Below are 21,929 nucleotides of genomic sequence, written 5' to 3' on the forward strand. Positions count from 1 at the left end.
ACCTACGGACGTCGTACGTCCGTAGAGCTTTTTGATTTTTTTTATTGATCAAGGTAGAATGATGTGATAATGGAAAATAACGAATATCTTCATGAGGTGGCAATCACCGCCATCATTATAAAAGATGGGAAGTATCTTATCACCAGGCGCGCGCCCGACAAGAAGAAATTTCCAGGAATGTGGACTGTGCCGGGCGGGAGAATGGAGAAAAGCGATTATCTTAAACTTCCTAAAGACACTAATCATCATTGGTATAATGTATTAGAAAAGACACTAAGGAGAGAGGTTAAAGAAGAGACAGGTCTTGAGATTGATAATATCTGGTATGTGACGAGCCTTGCTCTTATAGGTAAAGATGATGTGCCTTCTTTAATAATCTCTTGCGCAGCTGATTACGTAGGAGGCGAAGTAAAACTTCAAGAAGAAGAATGTGATGAGTTTAAATGGGTGACTCTGGAAGAATCAAAAAAAATACGATTTAATAGAAGGGATATATGGAGAGCTATTAATGACAGAACATAAGCTTAGAGGCGAGAAGGTGGAATGGAAGAAAATATAATTATGGATAAATATACGCTCACTGTCGGACTTGAGATACATGCAGAGCTAAAGACGCAGACTAAAATGTTTTGCGATTCTTTGAATGACCCCTTAGAGAAACGGCCAAATGTTAACGTATGTCCTGTCTGTATGGGACATCCAGGCACTTTGCCGGTTGCTAACAAGGAGGCGGTGAAAAAGGTGTTATTTGTCGGCAAGGCTTTGGGCGGCAAATTAGCTGACTATTCTCAATTTGATAGGAAAAATTATTTCTACCCGGATATTCCTAAAGGTTATCAGATAAGTCAGTATAAATATCCGCTTGTCTCAGGCGGCACTTTAAATGGGGTAGAGATTACTCGTATCCACTTAGAGGAGGATACGGGCAAGCTTTTGCATGACGATGATCCGAGTTCAAGTCATGTGGATTATAACAGAGCCGGGATTCCTCTTATGGAGCTTGTGACAGAGCCTTGCATAACATCGGCTAAGCAAGCCAGTGAATTCGCTCAAGAGCTACAACTTCTCTTGCGTTATCTTGATGTGTCAGATGCTGATATGGAGAAGGGCTTGATGCGCGTGGAGGCGAATATTTCTTTAGCGCCTTTAATGGTGGACAGAGGCGGAGAGCTTGGTCTAAACCAATCTGAAAGATTGGTCGACCGAACAGATTTGCAAAGTAAATCTGTTTTAGGTACCAAAGTGGAAGTTAAGAATTTAAATTCATTTCGCTCCGTTTTGCGCGCCATAGAGTATGAAGCAAAGAGGCAGTCGGAGATTTTAGATAAAGGAGAGAAAATTGTTCACGAGACGCGCGGGTTTGACGAAGTGAAAGGAATTACTTATTCGCAGAGGGAAAAAGAGCTCGCGCATGATTATAGATATTTCCCCGAGCCGGATTTGCCTCCGCTTAAAATAAGCGAGCTTGATTTTGGCGATATGCCTTTACCGGAATTGCCATGGGAAAAAAGAGAAAGATTTAAAAAAGATTATGGTTTAGCCGACGAAAAGATTCTAAATATTTTTATACAAGAAAAGAGTATTGCTGATTTTCTTGAGAAGACAGCAGTCATTTTAAAAGAAGATTCTTCTGTGAAGCTTGCTGTGAATTATATTACGACTGATTTGCTGGGCTTGATGAAAGACAAAGGGTATAGTTTTGCTGATATAAAAATCACTCCTGAGAATTTTGCGAAACTTATCAGAGTTATTAAAGAAGGGAGTATTAATTCGCGCGCCGGCAAAGATGTGCTAGCGCTAACGCTTGAAAGCGGGGAAGACCCAGAGGCTATCATTAAGGAGAAGGGGCTGACGCAGACGAGTGACGAAAGCGCTTTAGAGGAAGTTGCCAAAGAGATAATAGAGTCGAACCCCAACGCCGTGGCGGATTATAAAGCGGGTAAGGAAAATGCCTTGAAGTTCTTCATAGGTCAGGGGATGGCCAAGACTCGCGGCAGTGCCAATCCGAAAGTCCTCGAAGATGTTTTTAAAAAACTTTTAGAGTAAACGGCTCCCTCATGTCCAACACTCGGTGTTGGACAGTTAGTGTTATGTGGATAAGGTTTATCAGAGATTATGTTATAATATCAGTATTATTATTTAATTTATTTAATCAAAGATATGGCAATAAAAGTGGCAATTAATGGGTTTGGCCGTATAGGTCGGCAAGTTTTGAGATTAGCAAGTACTACTCCAGAGATTGAAGTGGTGGCTATTAATGACTTGGGAGATGTTGATAATCTTGCTTATCTTTTAAAATATGATTCAGCGCAAGGTAAATTTAAACATGATATCTCTACTTTAAAAGGAGAGGGAAGTCCGGCTCTTATAGTAGACGGGAAAAGGATTGGTTTTTTCAGCGAGAAGGATCCGTCTGTCTTGCCGTGGGGAGAACTTGGTATTGATGTAGTAGTGGAATCTACCGGTTTCTTTACCGAATACAACAAAGCTAAAGCGCATATTGAAGCGGGTGCTAAGAGGGTTGTAATATCTGCTCCGGCAAAAGGAGAAGAAGGAGTAGACGGCAACACAATCCTTATGGGTATAAATGAAGAAGGATTGAAGACATGCGTTGTTTCTTCAAATGCATCTTGTACCACAAACTCTGTTTCTCCTGTGGCTCAGATTATGCACGAGACGATAGGTGTGGAAAAAGCATTTTTAAATACAGTTCATGGCTACACTTCTACTCAGAAGCTAGTTGATAGTCCGGACGCGAAAGATTGGCGAAGAGGAAGAGCGGCGGCGGTGAATATAGTTCCTTCTACTACCGGTGCCGCTATCTCTGTGACAAAAGCCATTACAGAACTTGATGGAAAATTTGACGGTATGGCTATGCGCGTGCCTGTTGTGTCCGGCTCAGTGGCGGACTTCACTTTTCTTGCTAAGAGAAAAACTTCAGCGGAAGAGATAAGAGATATCTTTAAGAAAGCGGCGCAAGATGAGAGATGGAAAGGGATCTTTGCTGTCAGCGATGAAGGTTTGGTCTCATCAGATATTATCGGTTTGCCGCATGCTTCTATTGTAGACCTTGAATTTATAAAAGTGGTAGACGGTGATTTGGTGAAGATTCTTTCGTGGTATGACAATGAAATGGGGTATACGAACAGTTTGGTAAAACACGTTATTGAAGCCGGGAAATTAGTTTAATAATAATTTATGATTTATTTAGCCTCTGACCACGCCGGATTTGAATTAAAAGAAAAGTTGCAGACTTTTCTTAGCGAGCTTGGTTTTGAAGTTGAAGATATCGGGAATCATAATCATGAAGAAGGAGATGATTATCCGGATTTTATTTTTCCTGCGGCAAAAAAAGTAGCCGAAGACCCTGAGAATAACAGGGCGATAATTTTGGGCGGTTCAGGACAAGGCGAGGCAATAGCCGCTAACCGTATTAAAGGGGTGAGGGCGGCTGTTTTCTATGGCGGACCGCTTGATATTATTAAACTATCTCGTGAACATAATGATGCTAACATATTGTCGCTTGGCGCCAGATTTATTTTTGAAAATGAAGCTAAAGAGGCGGTAAGGATGTGGCTTGAAACCTCGTTTTCCGATGGAGAAAGACACAAAAGAAGGATTGAGAAGATAGATAAAATTTAATATGTTTGAAAATCAATTTGAAAAAACCGTTGTAGATAAAGCGGGAAAAGAGGAAAATATTCAAGAGGTATTTTCAGAAAAATCAGTTGATGAAAGTATTAAAGAAAATCCAAAAGGTTTTTTAAATTGGTTCTCATCATTTAAGGATTCTATTGGAAGTTGGCCGGAAAAATTTTTCAAAGATAAATCTTTAAGGAGCTCTATTTTATACGCTTCTATCACTGCCTGTATATTGCAAGCGGGGACGGTAAATGCCTCAGAAAATGAAATAGATAAAGTGGCGCTTGGAGCGAATAACACCACTGCTGTCTCAGAAATTATAGAAAGTGAAAGTTCGGAGTCTCCCAAAAGAATCAGGGTGGAAGATTTGGCGAGTATCCAAGATAGAGAGGATAGGGAAGCGGTAGCTGAACGGGTGAATTTTGAATTGGAAACTTTTGACAGACTCTCAAGTGATTTTAATAGTTATCTTAATGATAAAATTAAGGGAAGTCCGGATCTTTTTCCCGACGAGATTATTAAAAAAGTGGCAGGTGGCGAAAAAGTGTTTGACATTGCAGGGAGAATGGAGGCCAAAATTATTGAGGCAAATGATAATTACCTGGAATACAAAAATGGCAACTTTGATATTGAAGGCTATTTTGACCGGACTAAGAAGATATTTGATAATGGCAAAATAAGTTTCTCTGAACTTGCTAAAGTTTTGCCTGAGGTGGTGTTAGCTCAGAAGATGTCTGTCCTTGTGCACGAGATTGGACATGAGAATGAGGCGCTCCGACAAGGTGCAGATACGGCGACAACCACTTTAAATCTATTTGGAGGGTATACAGAATGGAGTGGTGATGTTAAAAATACGGCGGCTATCAATGTTTCCGGTATGAATGCTGATAAAAGATATGGCGAGTTTCTTGTGAATACGATGAGAGAAGGAGATTCTCCCGGTCAGTTTATGGCTATTATGGCACTTGTCGCCAAGTCGGAGGCGATGAATTATGCGTTATCGACATATTTAACAAGCGCCATGCAGGAGCATAAAGGGAATGACATTATAGGATATGCGAAGAACACAGGCGCTTCCGTAGAAGAGCTTGCATTAGGATTGACGGCTGATTTTATCATGGATAGTGATAATTGGAGGCTCATGGGGACTGCGCTTGGGATGGATGGGATCAAATTTCCACAAACAACTTTTTCTCCCATGTATGAGCTTGGAGAGCGCGGACCTATTATAGGAATAAAGTTTAAGGGAACATGGTAGAGGTAATACCGGCAATTTTAGAGAAGAATTGGCAAGAGATTAAAAATAAAATTAATCTCGTAAAAGATTTTTCTCCTTGGGTGCAGATAGATATTACTGACGGCGTATTTACTCTTGATACTACTTGGAATAATCCACTTGATTTAAAAAATTATTTGGCGGTTCAACCGCCAAGTGGAAGGGTAGACGTGGAAGTTGATCTGATGGTGAAAGATCCAGAGCTTGTAATAAAAGATTGGGTGAGTGCTGGCGTTCGAAGAGTGATAATCCATATTGAGTCTACTGATAATGTGAATAAATCTATAGATTTGGCAAAAAATTCCGGCGTGGAAGTAGGCCTTGCCTTAAACATTGATACGCCAAATGAAGCCCTAGATAAATATATGACGGAGATTGATTTCGTGCAGTTTATGGGGATTGCCAAGATTGGGATTCAGGGTCAACCTTTTGATGAAAGAGTTTTACACAAGATAGAAGGTTTACGCTCGGCGTATCCTAATGCTATAATATCTGTTGATGGCGGAGTTAATATAAAGACAGTTCCTCTGCTTGTGAAAGCCGGCGCAAACAGGCTGACAGCCGGTTCGGCAGTGTATGTTGATGAGAACGGGGCGGAAGCTAGCTGGAGGAAATTAATGGATTTAACAAAAAATCAAAATTAGATTTTAATATAAAAATGGCAAGCTTACTTGACGAGAAGATAAAATTTTTAGAAGAAAAAGCAAATAATATAAGAAGATCTATTGTTGAAATGCTTCTTGAAGCCGGCTCCGGTCATTCAGCCGGCCCTTTGGGTATGGCAGATATTTTTGCTCTGCTTTATTTTCATATTCTAAAACATGATCCTAAGAATCCTAGTTGGCCCGAAAGAGATAGAGTTATCCTTTCTAATGGGCATATTTGTCCGGTTTTATATGCGGCAATGGCACACTCAGGATATTTCCCAATAGAAGAGCTTAAAACTTTGCGTAAATTCGGTTCTCGTTTGCAAGGTCATCCGCACAGGGAATGGCTTCCCGGCATAGAGACAAGCTCCGGTCCCTTGGGCTCCGGTCTTTCTCAAGCAGTGGGTATGGCTATAGCTAATAGGATGAATGACGGCAAGAGTGATGATAAATGGTTCTACTGTCTTATGGGCGACGGAGAACTTGATTGCGGGCAAGTATGGGAGGCGATAATGATGGCAGGAAGAGAGAAGCTTCACAACATAATAGGCATTATAGACAGGAATAATATCCAGATAGACGGCTTCACTGAAGATATTATGCCTCTTGATTCGCTTCGCGATAAATTTGAGAGTTTTAATTGGCATGTTCTTGAAGTTGATGGGCATAATTTTGATTCAATCAATGATGCGATAGGGCAGGCTCAGGCTATGTTTTCCAAGCCTTCTGTAATTATCGCGCATACTATACCAGGCAAAGGGGTAGAGTTTATGGAGAGGAAATTTGAATGGCATGGCAAGCCGCCAAATAAAGATGAAGCTAAAGAAGCTTTGAACCAGTTGCGAACATTGGGAGGTAAGATAAAGTCTGAGCATGAATGATATTTTTATAATATGTTAAACCCAGATCAAAAATTAAATCCAAAACTTTTAGATAAAGATGTAGAGCAAACTCCTATCAGGTTTGGTTACGGCGACGGTCTTCTGATGGCAGGCGATGAGAATCCAAATATTGTGGCGCTCTGCGCGGATCTTACTGACTCCACTAAGACCTCTACTTTTTCAAAAAAATTTCCTGAGAGATTTGTGGAGATGGGAATAGGAGAGCAGTCTATGGCTTCTGTTGCTTCCGGTATGGCCGCTATGGGGAAAGTGCCTTTCATTGCATCGTACGCGATGTTTTCTCCCGGCAGAAATTGGGAGCAGATAAGAACCACCATCTGTTACAATAATTCAAATGTTAAAGTAGCCGGCGCGCACGCCGGTATATCAGTGGGTCCGGACGGAGGCACACATCAAGCTATTGAAGATATCGCTATCACGAGAGTTATCCCGAGGATGAATGTTGTTGTTCCATGTGATGCTATAGAAGCGAAAAAGGCAACTTATCAAGCATCAAAGATTGAAGGACCTTTCTATTTGCGATTTGCCCGCGAACCGACCCCTATTGTTACGACAGAAGAATCGCCGTTTGAAGTCGGTAAGGCTAATCTTTTACGCGATGACGAGGATCCGCAAGTTGTCATTATTGCTTGCGGTCCATCTGTTTACAATTCGCTTATGGCGGCAGAAGAACTTGCTAAAGAGGGGATAGGATGTTTAGTTTTAAATAATCATACCATTAAGCCGATGGACGAAGTTTCTGTAATAGATATTGCAAAGAAAGCCGGCAGAGTAGTGACGGTTGAAGAGCATCAAGTTCTTGGAGGCATGGGGAGCGCCGTGGCTGAAGTTTTAGCTAAAAATTATCCTGTTCCAATGGAGTTTGTGGGCGTGGAAGATAAATTCGGGCAGTCCGGTACTCAAGAAGAACTTGTGGAGCATTACGGTATGGGCATAAACGGGATAAAAGATGCAGTTAGAAAAGTTATTAAATTAAAAGGTAATGATTAAATATTAAATAGTTATGTATGATTTTATAGCAATTGGGGATGTTGTAACAGACGCTTTTATAGAACTTGAAGAGAAAGAAGCTGAGGTGGAGAGAGATGATGGTCTTACTAAGATTTGTATGAGTTTCGGCGACAAAATTCCTTATAAAGACGTGCATATAGTCCCGGGTGTAGGCAATAGTCCGAATGCGGCAGTAAGCGCATCTCGCTTGGGTTTAAAAACAGCTCTGGTGTCAAATATAGGCAATGACTATTTCGGCCGCGAGTGCGTTGAAACTCTAAAGAAAGAGAATCTCGGTATAGAATTTATAAAATCTCACGAAGGGAAGAAAACAAATTATCATTACGTCCTTTTATATAAAGGAGAAAGAACTATTTTAATAAAGCATGAGGAATATGCTTACGACTTGCCTGACATAGGCAAACCGCGATGGATATACTTATCTTCTCTTGGAGCGGGCTCTCTCTCTTTCCACTCGGTCATAGAGAAATATTTGAATGATAATCCTGAAGTCAAACTCGCTTTCCAGCCGGGAACTTATCAGATAAAGTTCGGTAAAGATTCATTGGCGGGGATTTATAAAAGAGCGGAAATATTTTTCTGTAACAAAGAAGAAGCGCAGAAGATATTGGGAAACAAGGAAGGAGATATTAAAAAATTATTGCAAGAAGTTTCCGCTTTAGGACCGAAAATTACGGTTATCACTGACGGGAGAAACGGAGCCTTTGTCTATAATGGCGAACGTTTCTGGCAGATGCCGATCTACCCGGATCCAAGTGCGCCTGTGGATAGGACTGGCGCCGGAGATTCTTTCTCTTCGGCATTTACATCAGCAATCGCTCTTGGATTTGATATACCGCAAGCTTTAAGATGGGGGCCTATTAATTCTATGTCTGTTGTTCAGTATATAGGGGCTCGAGCAGGACTTCTTACCAGAGAAAAGCTTGAAGAGAATTTAGCTAAAGCGCCTGTCGGTTACGAGCCGAGATTGATATAAATATGAAGTGCTTAGGTCATAAAAAATTAAAAATTAAATATCAAGTTCACAAGATTTTTATACTTTTGAGGATTAACTATAAATAAATGAGTTATGGAGTAGAAAAATTATGGGTTCCACGCGGAGCAAGGGAGAATTTTTCACGAACAGAACGAATATTATTTATTTAAGATGAAAACGTATAAAAATCCTGTGAATTTGATGTAGGATAAAATATGAATACCACTTTAAAACAAGTTTTGGAGGAAGCAAGAGAAGGGAAGAGGGCCGTCGGGCATTTTAATATCGCTAATATTGAGGTGTTGAGAGGGATTTTTAACGCCGCAAAGAAACTTAACTTGCCTGTTGTCATCGGTGTGTCGGAAGGGGAGAGAGATTTTATCGGCATCAAACAATCAGTGGCGCTTGTGAAAAGTTTGCGCGAGGAATTTGATTATCCGATCTTCATAAATGCCGATCATACTTATTCGCTTGAGAGAGTGAAAGAGGCCATTGACGCTGGCTTTGATTCCGTGATTTTTGATGGCGCTAAACTACCGATGGAAGAGAATATAAAGATAACGAAAGAGTGTGTGGATTATGCGCGGTCTGCTAACCCTGATGTCCTTATAGAAGCGGAGTTAGGCTACATAGGACAATCTTCTAAATTGCTTGATGAGGTGCCGGAGGGGGTCTCTTTAGACCAGCTGACTACACCCGAAGATGCTAGAAGATTTGTGGAAGAGACGGGGGTGGATCTCTTCTCTCCTTCTGTCGGCAATATCCATGGTATGTTGAAAAATGCCCCTAACCCGAAGTTGAATATTGATAGGATCAAAGAAATAAAAGAGTCTGTCAGCGTGCCACTCGTGCTCCATGGAGGCTCCGGTATCTCTGATGACAATTTTAAAGAGGCGGTGGAAGCGGGTATCTCTTTGATTCATATCAGCACTGAACTTAGGGTCGTTTATAAAGAGGCGATGAAAAAATCGCTTGAAGAAAACCCTGACGAGATGGCGCCGTACAGGATAATGAAGCCGGTTGTGTCGGCAATAGAAGAGAAAGTCAATCAAAGATTGAGGCTGTTTAATGGTATTTAAGTATTTTGGAAAAATTTCATAGCTTATTTCCCTCCAGAACGGTCATAAGGGAAATTCTTCGGAAAACAACTATGAAATTTTTCCAAAGAGTAGATTAATAAGTAATTCAAAAAATTTTATGAAAGTATATATCACAAGAAGGATTCCGGAGGTGGGTATAAAGATGCTCCAAGATAAGGGTTACGAAGTGGATGTAAATCCTGAAGATAAAGTATTGTCTAAGGACGAGCTTATCTTCGCTTTAAAACAGAAAGAGTATGACGCCGTGCTGTGTCTTCTTACGGACACGATTGACGGCGAGGTGTTTGATGCGGCGCCGAAGGCGAAGATCTTTGCTAATTACGCTGTTGGTTATAACAATATCAACGTAGAAGAAGCAAACAAAAAGGGAGTGATGATAACAAACACACCCGGGGTCTTGACTGAAACTGTCGCCGAACATGCTTTCGGTTTGCTTTTGTCTATTGCTCAGAGAATAACAGAGGGAGACAGATTCACTCGCGCTGGCAAGTATGTAGGCTGGGCACCGATGCTGATGCTTGGTAATGATGTCACTGGAAGGACTCTTGGTGTGTTGGGCTTAGGGAGGATCGGCACAAGGGTTGCTCACCATGCTTCTCGCGGATTTGAGATGAAGATTATCTACTATGACATAAAAAGAAACGAAGAATTTGAGAAAGAATATAATGCCGAGTTTAGAGAGAGTGTGGATGACCTTTTGAAAGAAGCAGATTTTGTGTCAATTCACGTTCCACTTCTTGATTCAACGCATCATCTTATAAATAAAAAGCGACTTTCTTTAATGAAGTCATCGGCTTATCTGGTAAATACTTCACGTGGGCCAATTATAGATGAGACAGCGCTTGTAGAGGCTCTTAAGAATAAAATTATTAAAGGTGCAGCTTTGGATGTATATGAAAATGAGCCGGCGCTTGCACCGGGCTTATCAGAACTTCATAATGTGGTCTTGACGCCTCACGCGGCTTCAGCCACAGAAGAGACTCGAGGGAAGATGGCTGAGCTCGCCTCGGCAAATATCATCGCCGTCGCCGAAGGGCAGACCCCTCTCAATATAGTTAAAAAATAAGAATCCGGTTAGATAATCCGGATTATCATATGACCAAATCTAACAGAAAGGGATTTACATTATTAGAGCTTCTTGTCGTTATTGCGATAATTGGTCTTTTGGCTTCTGTTATAGGGGCAACCTTAAGCAGAGCAAGGGCTAGCGCGAGAGACACTAAAAGAGTCCAAGATTTGAATACCATTGCAAGCGCTTTGGAGAATTTTGCTATTGACAATAATAGATACCCCTTACCGTCAGAGATAGATGCGGATATTTATAATTTTGATCGTTCAAGTTACGACGATGACTTTTTGGATATTTTGGTTTCTGAAGGTTACTTGACCTCTGTTCCACGAGACCCATTGAATACCGGCTGGTCTCCTTGGGAGGCCGGTCAATATTTATATGCCTACGGAGCTTCCCCAAGTGGCAGATATTATATGTTAATATCTCAATTGGAAAATCCAGATCACCCCGAATCGGCTCAATATAAATGTGGCAGGTGGACCGGCGGTTGGCCAATGAGTGAAGAAGATTTTGTTTTTGGAATTCGTGTCACTCCCTCATGTTGCCCTTCTCCATACACTTATTGCACCGGCCACGCTGGTATGGATAGCGCTTATGTTGTAAATAGTGTTTATCCTTAATCCCCCCTCCTTTTTTTTGCGCAGACAGCCCCCTGTGGATAACATCCTTATACCCCCCCCCACTAAAAAAGGTATAATAGTATGATATTAATCCCGTTTGAAATTTATTAACCATAAATACTTACGGGCAAAGATTATTAATCTAAATTTCAATTGGGATGATATTAAAATTATTCAAAGGGAGAGAAGGGGTAAAAACAAACAGAAACCTTACCAGTAAACTTATCCTTTTAGCTATCTCTCTCTTCCTCCTCTTCTCCTCTTTCACTCAAACTACAGAAGCAGCCACAGAATCAATAAAGACGATAAGAGAAGATGGAACAGGGGACTACACTTCACTCTCCGCATGGGAAGCCGGAGAACAGAGGGACCTCACCGCTACCGATGAAATAGCCGTCGCCCGTATCGAAGGGACCTGGACTAACCCTGATACTACCGCTGTCACTATAGACGGTTGGACTACAGACGCGACTAGATATATTAGGATATATACTGCGCCGGAGGCGAGGCACACAGGAAAGTGGGATACGGGGAGGTATATGCTACAAGCCGGAGGAAACACTTTAAATATCCAAGAACAATACACCAGAATCGATGGGCTTCAGGTTTATCAAACCAATTCAGGAAACTGGAACAACGGTGCTATAAACGTGAATGTAGCTAAACCCTATGTTCAAATTTCTAACAACATAGTTAAATCGGCATTAGCTAACAATGTCAGTCTCAACGGCGGTGGCGCATTGATATTGATTCAGTATTTTAACAATACGAGTAATATAAATAAAATTTGGAACAACATTCTTTATGATAAGCCGGGAACTTACGGAATAGGGATAAATGCCTATGGTTATAATGAGATAACTTATATTTATAATAATACGATAACAGGTTCGGCGGTGGGGATATATGTTTATACGGGGATTTATGAAGTGGTGGTTGCAAAAAATAATCTTGTTTACAACAACACAGACAATTATAACGGCACTTTTAATGTCGCTTCGACTAACAACCTATCTGGCCATTCTCAGGCAGACGCTCCCGGATCAAATTCAAAAAACTCTACTACCGTCTTTTTTGTAGATTCAACAAGTAAAGACTTCCATCTTGTTTCAGGCGATACAGGGGCGAAAGATTCAGGAACAGACTTATCAGGAGATGCAAATCTAGCTTTCTCCACAGACATAGATGGAGAGACCCGTTCAGGGACTTGGGATATCGGCGCGGATGAAACTTCAGGTGGTACTCCACCACCTTCCTACCAATGCTCCGACGGCCTAGACAACGACGGAAACGGCCTCACCGACTATCCTTCTGACTCGGGCTGTACTTCTACCACCGACAACGACGAATACAATGCGCCCACCGACATCACTCCACCCACTCGGTCTACCGGCTCACCCACAGGCACCCTAACATCCGGCACCACCTCCACCACACTATCAATCACCACCGACGAGAACGCCACCTGTAAGTACGGCGTAAACTCAAACACCGCCTACGCTTCCATACCAAACACTTTCTCCATCACCGGAGGCACTAGCCACACCACCACCTTAACCGGTCTCACAGGTGGCACATCCTACACCTACTACATAAGGTGCCAAGACACGGCCGGCAACCCTAACACCTCAGACTATCCGATCACCTTCTCTGTCGCGTCAGCTCCTACAACAGGCACCCCTTCGGTAAGTGGAGTGTCGGGAGCATTCACTAATGATTCTGCAATCACAATCACGGGCAGTAGCTTTGGGTCCAATGGACCAAACATCGTAGTCTTTGACGATTTTGAGGGTGGTACAAACGGGTCTGTTGTTTCCACAGGAGCAAATTCTGCTACCGTAGGAAAATGGGACAGAGTGGGCGGTGGCGACAATAATAACCCGCCTGTTTATGATAATATTTTTTCTGTTTCCGGGAGCAGGGCTATGAAGTCTGATTATACTGTTAAGACCAATACAGGCACAGATTCAAACTCAGCCGCTTTTGTAGATGGAATTGATACGGGAGATGTATTTTTATCCTACTGGTATTACTTGCCAACGACTTCGAGCTTCCCTTGTTATAACAGGGGGATCTGTAACTGGAAAGTAGCGTGGCTATATGGCGCGGATACTCGCTATGATGACCAGGTTTTACCTGTCGGTTTGCCGGGCGGGACAACTCCACCTTATTCAAGCTGGGCTGTTTCTTGTAATGACTGTTTTGGTGGTACTGCAAACTGGTATACCCTGAATATGGCTAAAGGGAAATGGTATCGGGTGTCGGCATGGGTTCATGCAACCCCTGATTCTTCCAGTGAAAAGACGTTATGGGTGGTCAGCACAGATGATGCAATACCTGTTACCCAAAAGGTCAATTGGACAGGTCAGATATTCAAGGATATTGGCGATGTATTTAAAACTTTTTCTTTTAGCTCATGGGCGAGATGGTGCAATGACTGCGCTGAAAGCGCGCCAAGATTTGATGATGTATATATGGCAACCGGATCGAATGCAAGAGCAAGAGTGGAAATAGGTAATGCTTCCACGTATTCCGCCAGCACCAATCTTTCGATAGCTACTGTAACTTCCTGGAGCGACAGCTCCATTGCCGCGACGGTAAGGCAAGGCTCCTTCACCCCCGGCCAAACCGCCTACCTTTATGTCATAGACGCCAACGGCAATGTCAGCGCCGGCAAACAGATAACGATAGGAGGGACAAGTGTCCCACTGACTGACATCACAGCGCCGACTACCACCACTTCATTATTAGGTGGCACCTACAACGGAGCTCAGACAGTAACCCTCTCCACTAACGAGACAGCAACCACTTACTACACCATCGACGGTTCAACCCCAACCATTTCATTAACAGTCTATTCATCAGCCATCTCCATACCGCAGACCACAACATTAAAATACTTTTCCGTAGATACGGCGGGAAACACCGAAGGCGTCAAAACCCAGACCTACACTATCAATACCTCCACCAAATTCAGCTTAAACAACAGAGTCCAAACAACCTCCACCTTAAATGTCAGACAAACCCCTTCCGCTACTGGCACCCTCTTGGGTACGGAAGCTCAAGGAAACTTAGGCACTGTAACAGGTGGCCCAACTTACGCCGATAGCTTCTGGTGGTGGCAAGTTCAATATGATTCAGGTCTAACCGGCTGGTCTGTTGAAGATTACTTAACTTTGTATTCTGCTCCTACATCAGGCACCCCTTCGGTAAGTGGAGTGTCGGGAGCATTCACTAATGATTCTGCAATCACAATCACGGGCAGTAGCTTTGGCGCCAATGGACCCAACATCGTAGTCTTTGACGATTTTGAGAGGGGGACGAACGGAAGTGTTGTCGCAACCGGCGCAAACTCTGCTACCATAGGAAAATGGGACAGAGTGGGGGGTGGAGATAACAGCAACCCGCCAAAGTATGATAATACCTATTCCGTTTCGGGGAATATGGCGTTTAAGGGGGATGCCACGAAGCAAACCAACCCCGGCAGTTCAGATTCTACCAGCGCCGCCTTTATTGATAATTTAAACTCTTCGGATGTTTATCTTTCATATTGGGTCTATTGGCCGACCACTTCTAGTTTCCCCTGCAAAGATGGGGGGATTTGTAATATTAAATACGCATGGTTTTATGACACCACTACATTAAATGATAGGACTATGTTTTCATCTATGCCTAGCAGTAACAGCACCGTCAGCTCCATTTATTTTTTTGGTAACGGAAGCGCTACCGGCGAACATTATTTCTCACCTTCTGTATCCATGCAAAAAGGGAAATGGTACAGATTGTCCGGCTGGATACACGGCGCTTCCGATTCTTCAGGCCGGGAGAATGCTTGGATTATGAGCCCTTCTGATCAAGCGAATATCGCTGTGTCTCAAAGAGTAGGTTATTCAGGACCAGTACTTAATCCAGGAGGATTATTCAAACACTTCTCTTTTAATGCATACGAAAGGTGGTGCAACGACTGTGCTGAAAGCGCCCCAAGGTTTGACGACGTCTATTTGGCAACCGGACCAAACGCCCGCGCAAGAGTAGAAATAGGCAACGCCTCCACCTACAATGCCAGCACCAATCTTGCCATAGCTACTGTAACTTCCTGGAGCGACAGCTCTATCACGGCGACAGTAAGACAAGGCTCTTTCACCCCCGGCCAAACCGCCTACCTCTATGTCATAGACGCCAACGGCAATGTCAGCGCCGGCAAACAGATAACGATAGGAGGGACAAGTGCCCCACCTACCTTGGGTGACCCTGTGGTGAGTGGAGTCTCGAGCACGTTCAATCATGGTTCCAGTGTCACGCTAACGGGTAGCAATTTCGGATTAAAAGCTTCAGCCACCCCAATGGTATGGGAAAACTTTGAGTGGGGCGTGAACGGGGATGAGATAACCGGAAAAAATGGATGGATTGAATCGAACGCCGCGACTCAACCGAATACTTCTATAAATACCGCGCAGGCTTACGGTGCCGGTTCCCGTTCTTCCTATTACATGGTAGACCCCCCGGAAGGCAGTCAAGCGTCGGAGACTCAGGAATTCGGGTTTATAAAGAAAACATTTCCTGAAAGCGATCAAGTTTATGTCAGTTATTTGACGAGAATTGATCAAACTGTCGCTTCGGGTTCAAGAATGTGGAAGATTGGCAGAATTGGAAATTGGAGTACCGTACCTTCTTACAATCAGCCTCCATATATGGGAGTTACTTGGTTTCCTACAGAATGGAACTCTCATTATGATGTAGGGAATGGGCAGACGGGGGTATACGATGGTGGCGGTTATGCGACTAACACATGGCATCGAGTGGAAATGTGGATTAAGTTGTCAAGCCCTGCTGATACCGCAAACGGAGAACTGGAGTACTGGTTAAATTATGCGCAGAAAAATCCTAAGAATGTTACCGTAACAAGAACAGCGACCATTGCAAATGAGAAAATAGATACATTTACTTCTCCTCATATGTATGTTAATGCCGTTGGGGGGAAATATGAAATATGGATGGATGATGTATATATTGATAATACAAAATCCAGAACAGAGCTTTGCAATAGTTCTACATGGGCTACTCGCATTCAGTGCGAAATCCAAATACCATCCGCATGGTCTCCCAACTCTATCACTCTCACCGCAAATCAAGGTGCGTTCACTCCCGGCCAGACAGTCTATCTCTATGTCATAGACGCCTCCGGCAAAGTGAACGCAAGCGGTTATCCTGTAACGATAGGGGGGATAAGTACTCCCACCTACCAATGTTCCGACGGCACCGACAACGACAGTGATGGTTTTACTGACTACCCTTCAGACCCCGGTTGTACTTCCACCACCGACAACAACGAATACAATCCACCAGCCGACACCACCGCCCCAGTCCTCACCGCCATCACCGCAACCTCAATCGGCCCAAACTCCGCCACCATCTCCTGGGCCACCAACGAACCGTCAGACACTCAGGTAGAGTATGGTCTCTCCACTTCTTATGGTACTGCCACCAACTTAAACTCCAACCTGACCACCACCCACAGTCAGACCTTAAACAACCTTTCACCTTCTACCCTCTACCACTACCGAGTAAGGTCAGTTGACGCTTCAGGCAACAACTCTATCTCCACCGACCAGACCTTCACTACTTCAGGAGTTCCGGACACCACCCCACCTTCTGCCATCACCAACCTCTCCACCTCCTTCATCAACCACACCTCCATTACTCTAAACTGGACCGCACCGGGAGATGATGGCACCCAAGGTGCCACCCGCTCTTACGATATAAGGTATTCAACTTCACCGATAGACGACACAAATTTCTCTTCTACCACTCAAGTCACCGGAGAACCAACCCCTAAAGTCTCCGGCACCTCGGAATCTTATCCTATCGCCGGCCTCTCTTCAGCCACCACCTACTACTTTGCCCTGAAAACCACCGACGATGCCGGTAATGTCTCACCCCTCTCCAACATCGCTAGTGACACCACTCACTCTCTCACCCTCTCCGTCAATCTCTCCGCCAACAAAACATCAGGCAACCCACCATTATCCATCAACCTCACTGCCTCATCCGCCGGCGACACCTTAGGTCAGACCACCTACACCTTCTATTGCAACAGGGAAGACACCGGCACCAACATCACCACCGACTACAACACTCAAGGCCCATTAGAAACCCACACCTGTACTTACCCCACCGTCGGAAGTTACACCGCTAAAGTGATCGCCCAGAGAGGTACCATCTCCTCAGAAAACAGAGTCAGTATCAATGTCACATCTCCAACTACCACCGGAAACACCACCACCGTCACTTCAGGTGGGGGAGGAGGAGGCGGATCCTACGGCGGCGGCGGTAACTACTACGACACCACTCCACCAGCTGTCCCTCAAGCCTTCACCGCCCAATCCGCCGAGAACCAAGCCACCCTTACTTGGACCAACCCACCCGACTCCGACTTTGTCCGTGTGGCGGTCGTCCGTTCTCTTACTCCTATCTCTAACCTCTCCACTTTCACTCAAGCCCAGACTCAAGGAGAAGTAATCTATGAAGGAACAGACAACGAATACACCGACATTAATCTTTCCAACAATACCCCTTACTATTACGCCATCTACTCTTACGACAAGAAACCTAACTACTCCAATCCGATTATCGTCACTGCCACTCCGAAACTCGGTCAGACCTCTATCTCCACCCAAACAACACCAACCTCTCTTCCTATCTTCACCCCAACCATCACCACTCTCCCACCGCTAGAGGGTCCGTTCTCCATCGGTATGGAAAACAATCAAGTCAAACTCCTCCAACAATACTTAGCTCAGGACAAAGAGATCTATCCCGAAGGGATCACTTCCGGCTACTACGGCGCCTTAACTCAAAGAGCCGTCGAAAGATTCCAAAAGAAATACAATATCATCTCTTCCGGTTCCCCTTACACCACAGGCTACGGTCTTGCCGGTCCCGGCACCCGTGCCAAGATCATGGCCGTCTTAGGTGCCACCCTTTCCACCTATGGTGGGGGAGTAAGCACCCTACCTGGGCAGACAATCCCAACCTCCGAAGATGCCCTGAAAGCCCTCTTGATGAAACAGATTGAAGAACTTCAGGCGATCTTGCAAGATCTTTTAGCTCAACTGGTAGAGGCTTTGATGTTGCAACTTCAGGGGATGGCGAGGTAGGTTTGACTTAAGTTAAGGTAACAATTAAACGCCTGCCTGCCGGTAGGCAGGGCTCAATGCTAAACGGCTCATTCCTTAAGGGGAATGAGCCGTTTAGGTTTAGGAGTGAGGCGTTTAGGTAGTTGACCCCGTCGCTCGCGAGCGACGGGGTTGATTTATAGACAAAAATATATATAATAGGAGGATGACAAAATTAATGTTAAACGCTGAAAAACGCGATGTTTTAAGGAAGAGACTCAAGGAATCCCGTCTAGGCGGGAAGCTTCCTGCGGTTGTTTATGGACCTAAGACTAAGCCTGTATCAATATTTGTTTCTTCTGTAGATTTTAAAAAAGTATTTAATGAGGCTGGAGAATCAACTGTTGTTGATTTAAAGCTTGATAATAAACCCTTAAGCGTTCTTATTCATGAAGTATCTATTGACCCTGTTTCAAGAGAGCCTCTTCATGTTGATTTTTATGCCGCTCTGATGAATAAACCGGTTGAAGCAAGTATTTTTCTTGAATTTGTCGGTATATCGCCTGCTGTAAAAGGATTAGGCGGCATGCTTGTAAAAGTGATGCACGAGATTGAGGTTGAAGCTCTTCCTGCAAATCTTCCTCATAGTCTTGAGGTGGATATTTCAGTACTTGTTAATTTGGGTGATCATATTATTGCTTCTCAAATTCCAATGCCTTCCGGCGTTAAACTTATCACTAAAGGAGACGAGAGTATCGTCTTGGTAGAAGCTCCTAGGGAAGAAAAAGTGGAAGAAGTAGAAAAAACAATAGCAGATATTGAAGTAGAGAAGAAGGGCAAGAAAGAAGAAGTTGAAGCTGAAGTTGAAGGATAAAATAATCTCTTTAAAAAAAGAGCCTCATTTATGTTAAAAAAAAATTTATTTTTTTTCGCTATCTTTCTATCCATTTTTGTTTTTTTATCCGGGTACAATTCTTTGTCTGCGGAAATTTTAGACCCTGATACGGTTATTAAAAAAAGAGCGGAACTTGAAGCAGAGCTCGCTGATATTGAAAGGCAGATTGATGCTCAAAATTCCATAATCAAAGAAAAGCAAAGAGAATCAACAACACTTGAGAGAGATATTGCAATTTTTGAAAGTAAGATAGAAAAATCGCGGCTTGAGATTAAGGCAAGAGATTTAGCTATAAAAAAATTAGGAAACTCAATAAAAGAGAAAGAAGGTGTCATAGGGATATTATCTTCAAAGATAGATAGAGAGAAGGAGTCTCTGGGCGAGCTTTTAAGGAGGACTAATGAGATTGATTCAACCTCTCTTATTGAGGTTATATTAGGGTATGAGGATATGTCCGATTTTTTCAACGACTTAGACACTTTCGGTTTTATAGAAGAGGCGGTACAAGATTCGTTTAATGAACTGAGAAATGATGTTACTAAAACTCAAGCGGAGAAAGAGGAGCTTGTGTCGGCTAGGACTGAGCAATATGAACTAAAGTCAATTCAGGAGCTTCAAGAAAAAAAGAATCAAGAGTATAAGAAAGAGAAGGAGCAGATTTTAAAAATCACTAAGGGCGAAGAGAAAAAATATCAGGAGATTTTGAAAGAGAAGCAAAAAAGCGCGGCAGAGATAAAGAGCGCCTTGTTTGTCCTAAGGGGGTCTGACGCTATTCCTTTTGAAAAGGCGCTTCTTTATGCGAATAATGTTTTTAGGGAGACGGGCGTAAGACCGGCGTTTCTACTTGGCATAATAACGGAAGAATCAAATTTAGGCGCTAATGTAGGCTCTGGTAACTGGAAAGATGATTTATATGATTGTTATATCAGGATAGGGTATAAGACTTCTGCTGAAAAGCAAAAGACTGCGTTTATGGAAATAACAAGCGAGTTAAGGCTTAATCCTGATATTTTGCCTGTATCTAAAGCTCCTTATTACGGGTGCGGAGGCGCTATGGGTCCGGCGCAGTTTATGCCTACAACTTGGAGTTTGTATAAAGATTTGATAGCAAAAAAGACAGGTAATAATCCGCCTAGCCCATGGAATCCGGAAGATGCTTTTATGGCTTCAGGATTACTTCTAAAAGATAATGGAGCGGCGGCCGGCGGATATGAGGCTGAGCGCCGAGCCGCGCTTAGATATCTGGCCGGAGGCAATTGGCAGAAACCGGCTTATGCTTTTTATGGAGATGATGTTATGGAAATAGCCGCTAAATATCAAAGCCAGATAAATATACTCGGCTTGTAGTTTGTAATATATTATTGAAGAAGAGCCTTTTCTTCTTCAAGCAGACTATCTATTATAGGATCAAGATTTCCATTTAGAATATTCTCTATATTGCTCCAAGATTTCTTTATGCGGTGGTCTGTTATCCTGTCTTGAAGAAAATTATAAGTTCTAATTTTTTCTGATCTGTCCCCTGTGCCTATTTGGCCTTTTCTTTCACTGGCCAATTTTTTTTCTTCTTCTTGGCGCTTTATGTCTTCAAGTCTGCTTGAAAGAAGACTGAGCGCTTTTTCTTTATTTTTCAATTGGCTTCTTTCGCTAGTGCAATGAACCATAAGACCGGATGGCTTGTGGACTATGCGGACAGCTGTTTCAACTTTGTTTACATTTTGTCCGCCTGCGCCGCCTGAGCGCGCAAATGTTATTTCAATATCTTCCGGTTTTATTTCAATTAAGGAGCTTTTCGGTCTAAGGGGCATTACTGCAACTGATGCGGTTGAAGTGTGTATTCTGCCGGATTTTTCTGTTGCCGGCACTCTTTGGACGCGATGTACTCCGGATTCAAGCCTCAGTTTTTTATAAGCGTCAGTTCCTTTAATTTCAAAAACCGCTTCTTTATATCCGCCGGAAGCGCTTTTTGATTCGTCCAGTTTTGTAACGCTCCAATTGTTTTTCTCAGCGTATTTTCCGTACATTTCCGAAAGATTGAATGCAAAAATAGAAGCTTCATCGCCACCGGCGCCAGCGCGTATCTCAAGTATTATTGATTTAGACTCTTCCTGTTCTTCAGGTTTCTTGGCTTCTAAAATGAGCCGAGCCTGATTTAAGATTTCGTCTTTTTGTTTAGAGAGAGATAAAATTTCTTCCTCGCTTAAGTCTTTCATCTCAGGGTTGGAAATAATTATCTTCTCTAATTCTTTTATCTTATTTTCAATACGCAAATATTCTTCCTGGAGATATTTTGTTTTATAGTCTTCTAATTCTTTTGGTAACATAGAGTAAATATTCATCTTGCATCGGCTTAGGCCACAAATCTGATTTGCAAGCGGGGTTTTTGGTTATTTTGCTTTTGTCTCTTCTTTAGCTTCTTTTTTTGACTTAGTTTGAGTTTTTTTGGTTTTTTCTAGGTGTATTTTAGATGATTCAAGGCGCGCGCGGAATTTCTCAACCCTTCCTGTTGAGTCTATAAGTTTCTCTTTTCCGGTGAAAAACGGATGGCAAGCGCTACAAATTTCCATCTCTATGTTTTTTTTAGTAGAGCCGGCTTTTATAATGTTTCCACAAGCGCATTTTATGACTGCGTCTGTGTAATATTCTGGGTGAGTGTCTTTTTTCATAATATTATTA

General features: G+C 43.0%; 17 protein-coding genes. 15 read left to right on the forward strand and 2 right to left on the reverse strand.

What is annotated here, in order from left to right; translation table 11 throughout:
• Positions 1–69 precede the first annotated feature (69 nt).
• The 15 genes from NUV40_01750 (at position 70) to NUV40_01820 (ending at position 20,603) form a co-directional block, all read left to right on the forward strand.
• Positions 70–522, forward strand: a complete 453-nt coding sequence (locus tag NUV40_01750) for an NUDIX domain-containing protein (protein MCR4342612.1) — start codon at positions 70–72, stop codon at positions 520–522.
• A 21-nt stretch (positions 523–543) separates the two neighbouring features.
• Positions 544–2,046 (forward strand): Asp-tRNA(Asn)/Glu-tRNA(Gln) amidotransferase subunit GatB, encoded by a 1,503-nt coding sequence (gatB, locus tag NUV40_01755; protein MCR4342613.1) that lies wholly within the window; start codon positions 544–546, stop codon positions 2,044–2,046.
• A 114-nt stretch (positions 2,047–2,160) separates the two neighbouring features.
• Positions 2,161–3,189 (forward strand): type I glyceraldehyde-3-phosphate dehydrogenase, encoded by a 1,029-nt coding sequence (gap, locus tag NUV40_01760; GenBank protein MCR4342614.1) that lies wholly within the window; start codon positions 2,161–2,163, stop codon positions 3,187–3,189.
• Between the two features lie 9 nt (positions 3,190–3,198).
• Entirely contained in the window at positions 3,199–3,642 is a 444-nt protein-coding gene (locus NUV40_01765) for an RpiB/LacA/LacB family sugar-phosphate isomerase (protein ID MCR4342615.1), read from the forward strand.
• A gap of 1 nt (position 3,643) precedes the next feature.
• On the forward strand, positions 3,644–4,900 hold the full coding sequence (locus NUV40_01770) for a hypothetical protein (GenBank protein ID MCR4342616.1): 1,257 nt from the start codon (positions 3,644–3,646) through the stop codon (positions 4,898–4,900).
• A complete protein-coding gene (locus NUV40_01775; GenBank protein ID MCR4342617.1) occupies positions 4,894–5,562 on the forward strand; it encodes a hypothetical protein in 669 nt (222 codons plus the stop codon). Before NUV40_01770 ends, NUV40_01775 begins: the two co-directional genes overlap by 7 nt.
• 14 nt (positions 5,563–5,576) lie before the next feature.
• Positions 5,577–6,446, forward strand: a complete 870-nt coding sequence (locus NUV40_01780) for a transketolase (GenBank protein ID MCR4342618.1) — start codon at positions 5,577–5,579, stop codon at positions 6,444–6,446.
• Positions 6,447–6,458: 12 nt separating this feature from the next.
• Complete coding sequence (locus tag NUV40_01785) at positions 6,459–7,457, forward strand: transketolase family protein (protein ID MCR4342619.1); 999 nt, start codon at positions 6,459–6,461, stop codon at positions 7,455–7,457.
• Between the two features lie 13 nt (positions 7,458–7,470).
• Positions 7,471–8,454, forward strand: a complete 984-nt coding sequence (locus NUV40_01790; GenBank protein MCR4342620.1) for a carbohydrate kinase family protein — start codon at positions 7,471–7,473, stop codon at positions 8,452–8,454.
• 215 nt (positions 8,455–8,669) lie between these two features.
• Entirely contained in the window at positions 8,670–9,533 is an 864-nt protein-coding gene (locus tag NUV40_01795; GenBank protein MCR4342621.1) for a class II fructose-bisphosphate aldolase family protein, read from the forward strand.
• Positions 9,534–9,651: 118 nt separating this feature from the next.
• Positions 9,652–10,620 (forward strand): D-glycerate dehydrogenase, encoded by a 969-nt coding sequence (locus tag NUV40_01800; protein MCR4342622.1) that lies wholly within the window; start codon positions 9,652–9,654, stop codon positions 10,618–10,620.
• Positions 10,621–10,649: 29 nt separating this feature from the next.
• Positions 10,650–11,246 carry a prepilin-type N-terminal cleavage/methylation domain-containing protein gene (locus tag NUV40_01805; protein ID MCR4342623.1) on the forward strand — a complete coding sequence of 199 codons (597 nt, stop codon included), beginning with the start codon at positions 10,650–10,652 and terminating at the stop codon, positions 11,244–11,246.
• A 158-nt stretch (positions 11,247–11,404) separates the two neighbouring features.
• Positions 11,405–18,403, forward strand: coding sequence for a chitobiase/beta-hexosaminidase C-terminal domain-containing protein (locus NUV40_01810; GenBank protein ID MCR4342624.1), 6,999 nt, complete (start codon positions 11,405–11,407; stop codon positions 18,401–18,403).
• Positions 18,404–18,587: 184 nt separating this feature from the next.
• Entirely contained in the window at positions 18,588–19,235 is a 648-nt protein-coding gene (locus NUV40_01815) for a 50S ribosomal protein L25 (GenBank protein MCR4342625.1), read from the forward strand.
• A gap of 30 nt (positions 19,236–19,265) precedes the next feature.
• Positions 19,266–20,603 (forward strand): lytic murein transglycosylase, encoded by a 1,338-nt coding sequence (locus NUV40_01820; GenBank protein ID MCR4342626.1) that lies wholly within the window; start codon positions 19,266–19,268, stop codon positions 20,601–20,603.
• A gap of 11 nt (positions 20,604–20,614) precedes the next feature.
• Here the strand turns inward: NUV40_01820 and NUV40_01825 are convergent, their stop codons facing one another.
• Together NUV40_01825 and rpmE are read right to left on the reverse strand one after the other, a co-directional pair.
• Positions 20,615–21,577, reverse strand: a complete 963-nt coding sequence (locus NUV40_01825) for a PCRF domain-containing protein (GenBank protein ID MCR4342627.1) — start codon at positions 21,575–21,577, stop codon at positions 20,615–20,617.
• Between the two features lie 63 nt (positions 21,578–21,640).
• Positions 21,641–21,919: a 50S ribosomal protein L31 gene (rpmE, locus tag NUV40_01830; protein ID MCR4342628.1), complete on the reverse strand. Its 279-nt coding sequence runs from the start codon at positions 21,917–21,919 to the stop codon at positions 21,641–21,643.
• Between the last annotated feature and the right edge of the window lie 10 nt (positions 21,920–21,929).

The organism is Patescibacteria group bacterium, from assembly GCA_024654625.1.
Taxonomy (GTDB): Bacteria; Patescibacteriota; Minisyncoccia.

Coding starts and splice junctions, on each gene's coding strand:
- NUV40_01750 (MCR4342612.1), top strand. CDS start 70: ATGGAAAATAACGAATATCTTCATGAGGTGGCAATCACCGCCATCATT.
- gatB (MCR4342613.1), top strand. CDS start 544: ATGGAAGAAAATATAATTATGGATAAATATACGCTCACTGTCGGACTT.
- gap (MCR4342614.1), top strand. CDS start 2,161: ATGGCAATAAAAGTGGCAATTAATGGGTTTGGCCGTATAGGTCGGCAA.
- NUV40_01765 (MCR4342615.1), top strand. CDS start 3,199: ATGATTTATTTAGCCTCTGACCACGCCGGATTTGAATTAAAAGAAAAG.
- NUV40_01770 (MCR4342616.1), top strand. CDS start 3,644: ATGTTTGAAAATCAATTTGAAAAAACCGTTGTAGATAAAGCGGGAAAA.
- NUV40_01775 (MCR4342617.1), top strand. CDS start 4,894: ATGGTAGAGGTAATACCGGCAATTTTAGAGAAGAATTGGCAAGAGATT.
- NUV40_01780 (MCR4342618.1), top strand. CDS start 5,577: ATGGCAAGCTTACTTGACGAGAAGATAAAATTTTTAGAAGAAAAAGCA.
- NUV40_01785 (MCR4342619.1), top strand. CDS start 6,459: ATGTTAAACCCAGATCAAAAATTAAATCCAAAACTTTTAGATAAAGAT.
- NUV40_01790 (MCR4342620.1), top strand. CDS start 7,471: ATGTATGATTTTATAGCAATTGGGGATGTTGTAACAGACGCTTTTATA.
- NUV40_01795 (MCR4342621.1), top strand. CDS start 8,670: ATGAATACCACTTTAAAACAAGTTTTGGAGGAAGCAAGAGAAGGGAAG.
- NUV40_01800 (MCR4342622.1), top strand. CDS start 9,652: ATGAAAGTATATATCACAAGAAGGATTCCGGAGGTGGGTATAAAGATG.
- NUV40_01805 (MCR4342623.1), top strand. CDS start 10,650: ATGACCAAATCTAACAGAAAGGGATTTACATTATTAGAGCTTCTTGTC.
- NUV40_01810 (MCR4342624.1), top strand. CDS start 11,405: ATGATATTAAAATTATTCAAAGGGAGAGAAGGGGTAAAAACAAACAGA.
- NUV40_01815 (MCR4342625.1), top strand. CDS start 18,588: ATGACAAAATTAATGTTAAACGCTGAAAAACGCGATGTTTTAAGGAAG.
- NUV40_01820 (MCR4342626.1), top strand. CDS start 19,266: ATGTTAAAAAAAAATTTATTTTTTTTCGCTATCTTTCTATCCATTTTT.
- NUV40_01825 (MCR4342627.1), bottom strand. CDS start 21,577: ATGTTACCAAAAGAATTAGAAGACTATAAAACAAAATATCTCCAGGAA.
- rpmE (MCR4342628.1), bottom strand. CDS start 21,919: ATGAAAAAAGACACTCACCCAGAATATTACACAGACGCAGTCATAAAA.